Origin of the sequence: Arthrobacter sp. WCS2018Hpa-7 (assembly GCF_031843805.1) — a bacterium.
GTDB lineage: Bacteria > Actinomycetota > Actinomycetes > Actinomycetales > Micrococcaceae > Arthrobacter.
Genome location: NZ_JAVTJB010000008.1, coordinates 34,021 through 46,245 on the forward strand (window position 1 = coordinate 34,021; position 12,225 = coordinate 46,245).

Sequence of the window (12,225 nt, forward strand, 5' to 3'; positions counted from 1 at the left end):
ATGTCGACCTTTCAATACTACGTAGCTTGCACCATCGACGGCTTCATAGCCTCCCCGGACGACGACCTCGGCTGGCTCCTGCAGTTCGACCGGGTGGAGGGCGTGAACCAGGGCATCGAGTCCTTCATGGCGGGAGTAGGGTGCATCGTCATGGGCGGGGAAACCTACCGCTGGCTGATGGACCACGAGCCCGGCCAATGGCCGTATCCGGATACTCCCTGCTGGGTTTTCACCCACCATGAATACTCGGCTCCTGCTGGCGCAGACATCACTTTTGTCCGCGGAGACGTCCGCGAGTTCGCCCCGGACCTGCTCAAGGACGCCGGGGACAAGAATGTCTGGTTGGTGGGTGGAGGTGACCTTGTGGCGCAGTTCGCCGACGCCGGACTGCTGGACGAGATGATCGTCACGATCGTGCCTGTGGTGCTGGGCGCGGGGAAGCGGCTGTTGCCGCTTAAGGGCCCGACGGCGCCCCTTGAGTTGGTCTCGCACAAGGTCATTGGCGGGGCCGCGGCAGAGTTGCACTACCGGCTGCCCAAGGGCTCGGACTAGGGGCTCAGTGCCGGTTGTCCCGGATCATGTTGGTGATCCGGGCGGTCGAGAGGCGGCGGCCCTTGTCATCGGTCATCACGATCTCGTGCGTGGCAAGGGTGCCTCCCAAGTGAATCGCCGTGCACGTGCCAGTCACCAGGCCGCCGGCTGCTGAACGGTGGTGTGTTGCGCCCACCTCAATGCCTACGGCGTGGCGGCCCCGGCCGGCATGGAGGGAGGCCGCGAACGATCCCAGGGTCTCGGCGAGGACAACGTGGGCCCCGCCGTGAAGGATGCCCGCTACCTGCGTGTTTCCTTCCACCGGCATCGTGGCGACCATCCGTTCCGCGCTCATCTCCGTAAACCGGATCCCGAGCTTCACCACAAGGGCACCCACACCGTGCGCCGAGAGCCAATCGTGGAATTCTTCGGGCACCCCTGCCTCGTTGAGCTCATCGACAAAGGGGTTCGGCGTGAAATTGTCCATCATGCCAACTAGGCTGGCACCTGTGAGTGAAACAACCAAACCGGACCAGGTTCCAACGGCCCAGGCTGTTGCCATTGCAACAGCCCCCACCCCCTCTGCCACAGCATCCGCCAGCACCACGGGGGAGGGCCGGCCCAGGTTGCTGGTCCTTGACGGCCACTCCATGGCGTTCCGGGCTTTCTATGCCCTTCCTGCGGAGAATTTCTCCACTGCCAGGGGACAGTACACCAACGCCGTCCATGGGTTCACCTCCATGTTGATCAACCTGATCAAGGACCAGAAGCCCACACACGTCGCTGTAGCTTTCGACGTCTCTGACGACACCACGTTCCGCAAAGCCGAGTACAGCGAGTACAAGGGCGGACGCAACGCGACGCCCGCAGAGTTCGCCGGCCAGATCGGCCTCATCGCCAAGGTCATGGAGGCCTGGGGCATCAGGACCATCGCCATGCCCGGATATGAAGCAGACGATGTCCTGGCCACGCTGGCCGCGCAAGGCGACGCCGCAGGCTTCGAAGTCCTTCTCGTCTCCGGCGACAGGGATGCGTTCCAGCTGATCAACGACAACGTCTTTGTGCTCTACCCCAAGCAGGGCGTGAGCAACATCCCCAGGATGGACGCTGCGGCCATTGAAGAGAAATACTTCGTCAAGCCCGGCTTGTACTCGGACCTCGCCGCCCTTGTTGGCGAGACCGCTGACAACCTGCCCGGCGTCCCGGGTGTTGGCCCCAAGACAGCTGCCAAGTGGATCAATCTTTACGGTGGGCTCGAAGGCATCCTCGAAAACCTTGATTCCATCGGCGGCAAGGTCGGCGGGGCCCTCAAGGAGAACCTGGAGAACGTCAAGCGCAACCGCAGGCTCAACCGGCTGCTGACCGAACTCGACCTTCCCCTCACCCTGGCTGACCTGCACGAGCCACGTCCGGACCGCCAGGCGATCGAGGAACTCTTCGAGGAACTTGAGTTCAGGACCCTGCGCACGCGACTGTTCGATCTCTACGGTGATGACACCGCAGGGGAGGCTCCGGACACCATTGAAGCCCCGGAGTTTGCGACGCTCACTGATGCTTCCGGGCTGGAGGCCTTCTTCGCTGCAGGGGCGGGGATGCGCTCCGCCCTCGCCGTGCACCTGGTCCCCGGCAGGATCGGCGACGACGCCAATGCCCTGGCCGTGGTCAGGTACAACGGCGCCGCCCACATCGACCTCGCAACCCTGGACGCGGCAGCGGAAACCGTAGTGGCCACGTGGCTGCGGGACCCCGAAGAAGCCAAAGTCCTGCACGAGTTCAAGTCGGCGCTCAAGGCACTGCACCACCGCGGCCTCGGTTTGGAAGGCGTTGTGGATGACACCTCCATCTCGGGCTACCTGATCCAGCCGGACCGCCGCAGCTACGATCTCGCCGAGCTTGCCCAAGTGCACTTGAAAATCTCACTCAGCACGGCCGTTGCCACCTCCGGCCAGCTGGAGCTTGACCTCTCGGGCGAAACGGACCAGGCTGCAGCAGCAGCGCTCGTCCAGCAGGCCGCCGTCGTGCATGCCCTCAGCAAGCACTTCGAGACCGAACTCGCCGCCATCAAGGCCGATGCCCTGTTGACCACACTGGAACTTCCGGTGGCCCGCGTGCTCGCCCAGATGGAACTGACGGGTATTTTCGTTTCCACGGACCGTATGGACGAACAACTGGCCGACCTCACCAAAGTGATCGAGAATGCCCAGGAGCAGGCTTTCGCAGCGATCGGCCATGAGGTCAACCTGGGTTCACCCAAGCAGCTGCAGACCGTTCTGTTCGAGGAACTGGGGCTGCCCAAGACCAAGAAAATCAAGTCCGGCTACACCACGGATGCTGCCTCGTTGAAGGGGCTGCTGGAGAAGACCGGCCACGAATTCCTGGTACAGCTCATGGCACACCGTGAGTCCTCCAAGCTGGCCCAGATGGTGGAGACGCTCAAGAAGTCCGTGGCCGATGACGCGCGGATCCACACCACGTACGCGCAGAACATCGCCGCTACGGGCCGTATCTCGTCCAACAACCCCAATCTGCAGAACATCCCGGTGCGCAGCGAAGAGGGCCGCCGCGTTCGTGGAATTTTCGTGGTCAGCGAAGGCTACGAGTGCCTGTTGTCAGCGGACTACTCTCAGATCGAAATGCGCATCATGGCGCACCTTTCCGGCGACGAAGCCCTCATCCAGGCGTACCGCGACGGAGAAGACCTGCACCGCTTCGTGGGTTCCCGGATCTTCAACGTAGAGCCGGCCGAAGTCACCAGCGCCATGCGGTCCAAGGTGAAGGCGATGTCCTACGGCCTCGCGTACGGACTCACATCCTTCGGCCTCTCCAAGCAGTTGGAGATCTCCGTGGACGAGGCACGGACGCTCATGAAGGACTACTTCGACCGCTTCGGCGGCGTCCGCGATTACCTGCGTGGAGTCGTCGACCAAGCCAGGACGGACGGCTACACGGCCACCATCGAAGGCCGCCGCCGTTACCTCCCTGACCTGACGAGCACCAACCGGCAGGCACGCGAAGCAGCAGAACGCATCGCCTTGAACTCGCCCATCCAAGGCTCTGCAGCAGACCTCATCAAGCGCGCCATGCTGGGTGTGTCCGCCGAGCTCGCCAGCCAGGGCCTGAAGTCCCGGATGCTGCTGCAGGTCCACGACGAACTGGTCCTGGAAGTTGCTCCAGGAGAGCGCCAAGCCGTGGAGAAGTTGGTCATCGAACAAATGGGTTCAGCCGCCCAGCTGTCCGTTCCCCTCGATGTCCAGATCGGCGTTGGCTCCAGCTGGTACGAAGCCGGGCACTAGTCCGGCCCTTGAATTCCGGGTATCGCCGCAGGGCGCGCCGCCGAGATGGTGGCGCGCCCTGCGGCGTCTGGCTAGGCTCGGAATCGTGGCCGATCCCAATGAACCAACCTCCCAAAAATATTCCGTCCAGCGTTTCCCCGCTGTCGCCGGCAAGGAAGATTCCGAAGACTATGGCCGCTGCGCCACCTGGGTGCAGGCTGTATCGCACGGATTCCACCAGCAACGGCGTGACGACGAGTACGTCGCCAAGACCCTTTCCTCATACGAGACCGACAAGCGTGAGCTGACAGGCGTCTACGTCAACGGCCCTGTACCGGAGCACTCCCTTGGAGCCAATGTGCCGGTGGCAACCTACGCCACCATGCGCAAGGACCTGAATATCGGTTTTGGGCGTCAGCTTGAGTCCAATCTGGTCACGGCTGTGACGGTCCGCGGAACACACCGCCGCCATGGAATCCTGCGGGGGATGATCACTGCCGACCTGGAGGGCGCCAAGGATGACGGCCTGGCCACGGCGGCGCTGACGGCTTCCGAAGGATCCATCTACGGCCGTTTCGGCTTCGGTGTAGCTACCTTTGAGCGCAGCATCAAGGTTGACACCGGCCCCCGTTTCCGGATGAAGGGTCAACCCGAGGGAACCGTGGAAGTCGCCGATCCTTCAGTGCTTCTGGAATTGGCACCCCAAGTGTTCAAGCGCGTCCAGCGGCTGTCTCCGGGCTCGGTGGACCGGCAGGAGTATTACCGGCTTGTTGCTTCCGGTTCCATTGGGCATGACGGCAAGCCCGACACCAGCGTGCGCTGTGCCCTGCACTACGATCTGTCCGGAGCCTTGGACGGCTACGTTTCCTACCGTTTCAAGGGGTGGGACCACAAGCCCTACACCATGGAGATTGTGGACCTCGTTGCCGCTGCCAACGCCGCCTACCTCGATCTGTGGCGTTTCCTGGGCAGCATCGACCTCATCGACGAAGTGACGTGGGCTGAGGCCCCTGTGGATGACCCCTTGGCATGGGCGCTGGAAGACCCGCGGTGCATCGAAGCCTCCGAGGTCCGGGACATGCTGTGGCTCCGGATCCTGGATACGCCTGCCGCCCTGCAGGCGCGGCGCTTCGCCTCTGCAGGACGCCTGGTCCTCGAAGTGGCGGACCCCCTGTCTCTGGCGGGCGGCACCTGGGTCCTGGAGTCCGACGGCGGTGCTGCCGCCGTCGTGACTGAAGCGGCGGGCCAATCACCGGACCTGAGCATGGACGTAACCGACCTCGCGTCGATTTATCTTGGTGCGGTTTCCCCGGTAACCCTGGCTGCTGCGGGACGCATCCATGAGAAGACCGCCGGCGCCGCTTTCCTGGCCCAGCAACTGTTCGCGGTGGATCGCCCGGCGCATTGCCTGACGCACTTCTAAGCTGCACAACGTCATACAGAACACATAGCCACACCTAATTAAGGACATCCATGGGGGATTCCACGCGGCGGCCTTTGGCCGGCCGGCGATCAGTGCTGCTTGGAATGGCGGGCCTCGCGTCGGCTGCGTTGGCGGCTTGCGCATCGGTCGAGGGACCATCGGGAGCGGCAGCACCGTCGGCTGAGCCACCGACAGGCCCGGCCACGCCACCGCCGTCGATTGCTGCGATATCAAGCGAACAGGCCGCTGCCGCCCTCGCGCCAACGGCAACGGCCACAGCGGCCGCAGTGCCGGACAAACAGCAGATCCTGGCCGAATTCGCTGGCAGGCGGCCCAAAGAGTGGGGGCTGCACATCACGGGAGTGGTCAACGCTTCGGCCTCGAAGCACGTGGGGCTGACGTTCGACGCGTGCGGCGGACCCGGGGGCGCTGGGTGCGACCACGCCCTGCTGAAGACACTCCGCCGGCTCCATGTCCCGGCGACGCTCTTCATCAACAGCCGCTGGCTCCACGCCAACCCATCGCTCGCCGCCGAACTGGCCGCCGACCCACTGTTCGAACTGGCCAACCATGGCACCCTGCACCAACCCCTGTCCGTCAACGGGAAGTCTGCCTACGGGATCCCCGGGACGGCCAATACCGCTGCTGCCTACGATGAGTTGATGGGAAACCAGGCGCTGATGCAGGAACTCGACGGTTCCCCTCCCAAGTTCTTCCGCCCGGGAACTGCCTACTACGACGACGTCGCTGTGGAGATGACGCGCAGGCTTGGGATGCTGCCGGTCAACTTCACGATCAACGGGGACGGCGGCGCCACCTATCCGGCGGCCACGGTCGCAGCCGAGGTGTCGCGCGCAGCTGCCGGCGACATCGTCATATCGCACTTCAACAGGCCTGCTGCGGGCACTGCCGAAGGCTATGCCCGGGCCTTGCCGGGAATGCTGGACAGGGGCGTCACGTTCGCCCGCTTGGGAGACGTGCTGACCCTGTGACACTCCTTTTGACCCTGCTTTGCCAATGCGACTAGAATAAACGGGCGTGTACTACGTGCATGCATCCATTTTGTATTAATCCACAAATCAGGATGACCCGGTAATTTGCCGTGTTCTGCCGTCCGGACCCGGACGGCAGCGGTTTGCCTGACCGACTCACTATCCACAACGGAGCCCCTACTACATGACCATCACCTCCACCGAGAAGCCCGGTACCCCCGTAGTCGCCATTAACGACATCGGTACCGCTGAGGACTTCCTCGCAGCTGTCGACGCCACCATCAAGTACTTCAACGACGGAGACCTCGTCGAAGGTACCGTCGTCAAGGTCGACCGCGACGAAGTTCTGCTCGACATCGGTTACAAGACCGAAGGTGTCATCCCTTCCCGCGAGCTTTCCATCAAGCACGATGTTGATCCCGGTGACGTCGTCGCCGTTGGCGATCAGGTCGAAGCTTTGGTTCTCACCAAGGAAGACAAAGAAGGCCGTCTGATCCTCTCCAAGAAGCGTGCTCAGTACGAGCGCGCCTGGGGCGACATCGAGAAGGTCAAGGAAGAAGACGGTGTCGTTACCGGTACCGTCATCGAGGTTGTCAAGGGTGGCCTCATCCTGGACATCGGCCTGCGTGGCTTCCTGCCCGCATCCCTCGTCGAGATGCGTCGTGTCCGCGACCTCGCTCCGTACATCGGTCAGCAGATCGAAGCCAAGATCATCGAGCTGGACAAGAACCGCAACAACGTTGTGCTGTCCCGCCGTGCATGGCTCGAGCAGACCCAGTCCGAGGTTCGCTCCACGTTCCTCAACAAGCTGGAAAAGGGCCAGGTTCGTCCGGGCGTTGTTTCCTCCATCGTCAACTTCGGTGCCTTCGTGGACCTGGGCGGCGTAGACGGCCTCGTTCACGTTTCCGAGCTGTCCTGGAAGCACATCGACCACCCGTCCGAGGTTGTCGAAGTTGGCCAGGAAGTCACCGTCGAGGTCCTCGAAGTGGATCTGGACCGCGAGCGTGTCTCCCTGTCGCTCAAGGCTACGCAGGAAGATCCGTGGCAGACCTTCGCCCGCACCCACGCCCTCGGCCAGGTTGTTCCGGGTAAGGTCACCAAGCTGGTTCCGTTCGGTGCGTTCGTTCGCGTCGAAGACGGCATCGAAGGCCTCGTGCACATCTCCGAGCTGGCTGTCCGCCACGTGGAGCTCGCCGAGCAGGTTGTCTCCGTTGGCGACGAACTGTTCGTCAAGGTCATCGACATCGACCTCGAGCGTCGCCGTATCTCCCTCTCCCTCAAGCAGGCTAACGAGGGCGTTGACGCTGACAGCACCGAGTTCGATCCCGCTCTGTACGGCATGGCCGCTGAGTACGACGAAGAGGGCAACTACAAGTACCCTGAGGGCTTCGACCCCGAGTCGAACGAATGGCTCGAAGGTTACGAGACCCAGCGCGCCGCTTGGGAGCAGCAGTACGCTGACGCCCAGACCCGTTGGGAAGCCCACAAGAAGCAGGTTGCCCAGCACGCTGCTGACGACGCTGCTGCTGCAACGTCCGGTGAGAGCGATTCCGGCACCACCAGCTACTCCTCGGAGCCTGCTGCTGCTGAGTCCAACACCGGCGGCGGTACCCTGGCGTCCGACGAAGCACTCGCCGCACTGCGTGAGAAGCTGACCGGCAACTAATTCCGCCTCCCTCACGGGATGTGCTGAATAGCCAAAGAAGGACCCCTGCCTCCGGGCGGGGGTCCTTCTGCTTTAAGCCCTAAGCCGCACCACTTGCCGCCTCACGCTCCCGTAAGCACTGGTGCATGTTGCGGGAATGGGAGCAGGTCCAGCGTGAATTGGGCGCGCAGAGCGTTGCGGGGTGCGGCAACTCGTCAGACTCGTCAGAGGGGGACGTCTACCCACTCGGTTCCCTGGGGCCGCAGCTCAAGATGTCCTGCCGTCAGGGAAGCCAGCCGTGCGCGGGCCTCGGCGATGGCCGTTGCCTCGTCGGGCAAGGCGAGTTGAAGGACCGTGTGCTGGGGTTCGTAGCCGGTGTCCGCCATGACGTACCCGGCGCCGCGCAGCTCGTTTTCCAGGCGGCCGGCCTCGGCATGGGGGACGTCAATGGCGCACAGACGCAATCTTCGCCGATGAACCAACGGAGCCAGATCCAAACCGGCGGACACCGATTCGGAGTACGCGCGGACCAGTCCGCCCGCTCCCAGGAGAATCCCACCGAAATAGCGCACGACGACGACACTGACGTCGCTGAGGTCCGTCACCCTTGGTGACGTCTCACGTTTGATGAGGGCCTCCAGCATGGGGATGCCCGCCGTGCCCGACGGCTCGCCGTCGTCGCTGGAGCGTTGGATCATCCGATCAGGACCTATGACGAAGGCTGAGCAGTGGTGTCGGGCGTCGTGGAATTCGCGCCGAAGGTCACTGACCAGAGAGCGCGCGGTCTCCTCATCAGGTGAGCGCCGAAGGACTGTGATGAAGCGTGACCGCCGAATCTCCAGTTCGTGTCGGAAATCCGGCCCAACCGCGATTGTCGTATATGTTGTCGCGCGGCTGTCATCCTCATTTTCCACCGCTTCAGTCTAGTGTTGGAGGGTGCTGAAGATTGGGTTGACGGGCGGCATCGCCTCGGGGAAATCGCTGGTGGCGTCCAGATTGCGGGAATTGGGTGCCATCCTTGTGGACGCGGACCTCCTTGCGCGGGAAGTGGTGGAGCCTGGAACTCCCGGGCTGAGGCGCGTTGTAGAAGCATTCGGCACTGGAATTCTCGACTCTGATGGACGGCTTGATCGGCCCAAGCTGGGAGCTATCGTGTTCCAGGATCCCTCACAGCGCGAAGTGCTCAATGGCATCGTTCACCCGCTGGTCCGCGAAGCAGCGGGGGCGATCGTTTCAACTGCCGGCCCTGGCGACGTCGTGGTCCAGGACATTCCGCTGCTGGTCGAGACCGGGCAGGGCAGCAACTTCCACCTGGTGGTGGTGGTGGATGCGCCGGAGACGGTTCGCGTCCAACGAATGGTGGATTTCCGGGCGATGACTCCCGACGATGCCAAGGCCCGTATTGCGGCCCAGGCCACGCGTGAGGAACGCAATGCTGCTGCCGATGTTGTCTTGGTCAACGACGGTGACCGCGAAGAGCTCCTCGCCAAGGTTGAGGCATTGTGGACGGACCGCCTGTTGCCTTTTGCAAAGAATCTCAGCCAGGGAACAAGGGCTGAACGGCACGTTGGGCCGGTCATGACGCCATCCAACAGTGACTGGAGCAGTCAGGCTGACCGCCTCGCCGCCCGCATTGCTGTTGCTGCCCCCCACCAGATCCTCGCGGTGGACCACGTCGGCTCTACATCGGTGCCGGGACTGGCGGCCAAGGATGTGATCGACCTTCAGGTGGCGGTAGCCGATCTCAAGGCCGCTGATCTGATGGCGAATCAGCTGGCTGCAGCAGGTTTCCCTCCGGTCCCGGGAGTCAACCGGGACACACCGAAACCCACCCAGCCTGATCCCGCAGACTGGCAAAAGCGGTTCCACGCCAGCGCCGATCCCGGCCGGCCGGTGAATCTGCATATCCGCGTGGTCGGGTCGCCGGGGTGGCGGTATGCACTGCTGTTCCGTGATTGGTTGCGCTCTGAGCCCTCCGCCATGGCGCTGTACGAGGCGCATAAGCGCGATCTGGCCGCCACCTTTGCGGGGGAAAGCGGCACATCTGCCTATGCCGATGCCAAGGAGCCGTGGTTTACCGATGTTGCCTGGCCGCTCATGGATGAGTGGGCCAAACGCGCGGGGTGGCAGCCGCCGTCGTATATGTCTTCCGCTGAAGGCAAACGCGGACAGTAGCTGTCCTGGGGCAGGGGTAGATTGGTTTTATGAGCCTTGCCCAGGAAATCAACCGTGTCGTCGCGCCCTTCGAAGTGATCAGTGAGTTCAAGCCCGCCGGTGACCAGCCGACAGCCATTGCAGAACTGACGGAACGAATCAACAACGGCGAAAAAGACGTAGTCCTCCTCGGCGCCACTGGTACGGGCAAGAGTGCCACCACGGCATGGCTCATCGAGCAGGTCCAGCGACCCACCTTGGTGATGGTCCAGAACAAGACACTCGCCGCACAGCTGGCCAATGAATTCAGGGAGCTGCTGCCCAACAACGCAGTCGAGTATTTTGTCTCCTACTACGACTACTACCAGCCCGAGGCATATGTAGCGCAGACGGATACCTTCATTGAGAAAGACTCCTCGATTAATGAGGAAGTGGAACGCCTCCGGCACTCTGCCACCAACGCCCTGCTGACCCGCCGCGACGTCATCGTGGTGGCCACGGTGTCCTGCATCTACGGCCTGGGTACGCCCGAAGAATACATCGCCGGTATGGTGACCCTCCGCAAGGGTGCGGAAATGAACCGGGACCACCTCCTGCGCAAGTTCGTCTCCATGCAGTACGCGCGCAACGACATGGACTTCCACCGGGGAACGTTCCGGGTCCGCGGTGACACCGTGGAAATCATCCCCATGTACGAGGAACTGGCCATCAGGATCGAATTCTTCGGTGATGAGATCGAGAACATCCAGACCCTCCACCCCCTGACCGGAGAAGTCCTCCGCGACGAAGAGGAGATGTACGTTTTCCCGGCGTCGCACTATGTTGCCGGTCCGGAGCGCATGGCCCGTGCCATCAAGCGCATCGAGGACGAACTTGCTGACCGCTTGAAGGTCCTCGAAGGCCAGAACAAGCTGGTGGAGGCCCAGCGCCTCCGTATGCGCACCACGTACGATCTCGAGATGATGCAGCAGATGGGATTCTGCAACGGCATCGAGAACTACTCCGTGCACATTGACGGCCGTAATCCCGGGACCGCCCCGCACTGCCTCATCGACTACTTCCCGGACGACTTCCTGCTGGTCGTCGACGAATCGCATGTCACTATCCCGCAGATCGGTGCCATGTATGAGGGCGACATGTCACGTAAGCGGAACCTCGTGGACTTCGGCTTCCGGCTCCCGTCCGCCATGGACAACCGGCCGCTGAAGTGGGATGAGTTCCTGGAACGCATCGGCCAGACGGTGTACCTGTCCGCAACCCCAGGTAAGTACGAGCTCGGCAAAGCTGATGGCTACGTGCAGCAGATCATTCGTCCCACCGGCCTCATCGATCCCGAGGTAGTGGTCAAGCCCACCAAGGGACAGATCGACGACCTCCTCGGTGAAATCAGGACCCGCACGGAAAAGAACGAGCGCGTTCTGGTCACCACGTTGACCAAGCGCATGGCGGAGGATCTTACGGACTACTTGGTGGGTCACGGCGTCAAGGTGGAGTACTTGCACTCCGACGTCGACACCCTCCGGCGCGTGGAGCTGCTCCGTGAGCTGCGGATGGGCGTGTTTGATGTCCTTGTAGGCATCAACCTCCTCCGTGAAGGCCTCGACCTGCCTGAGGTTTCCCTCGTGAGCATCCTCGACGCTGACAAGGAAGGGTTTCTGCGTTCGTCCACCTCACTGATCCAGACCATCGGCCGCGCAGCACGTAACGTGTCGGGCCAAGTCCACATGTACGCGGACCGGATTACCGATTCCATGGCCCACGCCATTGAGGAAACCAACCGACGCCGAGCCATCCAGGTGCAGTACAACACGGACCATGGCATTGATCCGCAGCCGTTGCGGAAGAAAATTGCTGACATCACGGACCAGCTGGCCAAGGAAGACGCAGACACCCAGGAGCTGCTCAACAACAACCGACTCGCCAAGGGTGGCAAACGCGGCAAGTCGGCTGCCAAGGGTGCGGCAACAGTTCGGCAGGACGGCCTCGCCGCGGCGCCTGCCGAGGACCTGGTGGGCCTCATTGAGCAACTGACCGAACAGATGCACGGGGCGGCTGCTGAACTGCAGTTCGAAGTCGCGGCCCGCATCCGTGACGAAGTCAAGGAGTTGAAGCGCGAATTACGCCAGATGCAGTCCGCCGGGCACGCCTAAGGTAAGGTTGAGGTCACGTAGGGGAGTATCCCAAGCGCTACGTCCGTCAGCACGCAAG

At 62.6% G+C, this 12,225-nt stretch carries 9 protein-coding genes; 7 read left to right on the forward strand and 2 right to left on the reverse strand.

What is annotated here, in order from left to right:
* Positions 1–552, forward strand: coding sequence for a dihydrofolate reductase family protein (locus RQH14_RS10850; RefSeq protein ID WP_311213266.1), 552 nt, complete (start codon positions 1–3; stop codon positions 550–552).
* Positions 553–556: 4 nt separating this feature from the next.
* Here RQH14_RS10850 and RQH14_RS10855 read toward each other — a convergent pair whose 3' ends face one another.
* Complete coding sequence (locus RQH14_RS10855) at positions 557–1,021, reverse strand: hotdog fold thioesterase (protein ID WP_311213267.1); 465 nt, start codon at positions 1,019–1,021, stop codon at positions 557–559.
* Positions 1,022–1,181: 160 nt separating this feature from the next.
* On the opposite strand from RQH14_RS10855, the gene polA reads away from it, so the two are divergent.
* The 4 genes from polA (at position 1,182) to rpsA (ending at position 7,884) form a co-directional block, all read left to right on the forward strand.
* The gene (polA, locus tag RQH14_RS10860) at positions 1,182–3,824 is read left to right on the forward strand and encodes a DNA polymerase I (RefSeq protein ID WP_311213382.1); all 2,643 of its coding nucleotides are present in this window, start codon (positions 1,182–1,184) and stop codon (positions 3,822–3,824) included.
* Positions 3,825–3,909: 85 nt separating this feature from the next.
* Positions 3,910–5,226 (forward strand): GNAT family N-acetyltransferase, encoded by a 1,317-nt coding sequence (locus tag RQH14_RS10865; protein WP_311213268.1) that lies wholly within the window; start codon positions 3,910–3,912, stop codon positions 5,224–5,226.
* 50 nt (positions 5,227–5,276) lie between these two features.
* Entirely contained in the window at positions 5,277–6,218 is a 942-nt protein-coding gene (locus RQH14_RS10870) for a polysaccharide deacetylase family protein (protein ID WP_311213269.1), read from the forward strand.
* Between the two features lie 184 nt (positions 6,219–6,402).
* Positions 6,403–7,884, forward strand: a complete 1,482-nt coding sequence (gene rpsA, locus RQH14_RS10875) for a 30S ribosomal protein S1 (protein WP_026540604.1) — start codon at positions 6,403–6,405, stop codon at positions 7,882–7,884.
* A gap of 203 nt (positions 7,885–8,087) precedes the next feature.
* On the opposite strand, the gene RQH14_RS10880 is transcribed toward rpsA, so the two are convergent.
* A complete protein-coding gene (locus RQH14_RS10880) occupies positions 8,088–8,777 on the reverse strand; it encodes a YigZ family protein (RefSeq protein WP_311213270.1) in 690 nt (229 codons plus the stop codon).
* A 22-nt stretch (positions 8,778–8,799) separates the two neighbouring features.
* Here RQH14_RS10880 and coaE point away from each other — a divergent pair, with 22 nt between their 5' ends.
* Positions 8,800–10,038: a dephospho-CoA kinase gene (gene coaE, locus RQH14_RS10885; protein WP_311213271.1), complete on the forward strand. Its 1,239-nt coding sequence runs from the start codon at positions 8,800–8,802 to the stop codon at positions 10,036–10,038.
* Between the two features lie 29 nt (positions 10,039–10,067).
* A complete protein-coding gene (gene uvrB / locus RQH14_RS10890; protein ID WP_011774759.1) occupies positions 10,068–12,167 on the forward strand; it encodes an excinuclease ABC subunit UvrB in 2,100 nt (699 codons plus the stop codon).
* Positions 12,168–12,225: the final 58 nt, after the last annotated feature.

Coding starts and splice junctions, on each gene's coding strand:
- RQH14_RS10850 (WP_311213266.1), top strand. CDS start 1: ATGTCGACCTTTCAATACTACGTAGCTTGCACCATCGACGGCTTCATA.
- RQH14_RS10870 (WP_311213269.1), top strand. CDS start 5,277: ATGGGGGATTCCACGCGGCGGCCTTTGGCCGGCCGGCGATCAGTGCTG.
- RQH14_RS10855 (WP_311213267.1), bottom strand. CDS start 1,021: ATGATGGACAATTTCACGCCGAACCCCTTTGTCGATGAGCTCAACGAG.
- rpsA (WP_026540604.1), top strand. CDS start 6,403: ATGACCATCACCTCCACCGAGAAGCCCGGTACCCCCGTAGTCGCCATT.
- uvrB (WP_011774759.1), top strand. CDS start 10,068: ATGAGCCTTGCCCAGGAAATCAACCGTGTCGTCGCGCCCTTCGAAGTG.
- polA (WP_311213382.1), top strand. CDS start 1,182: ATGGCGTTCCGGGCTTTCTATGCCCTTCCTGCGGAGAATTTCTCCACT.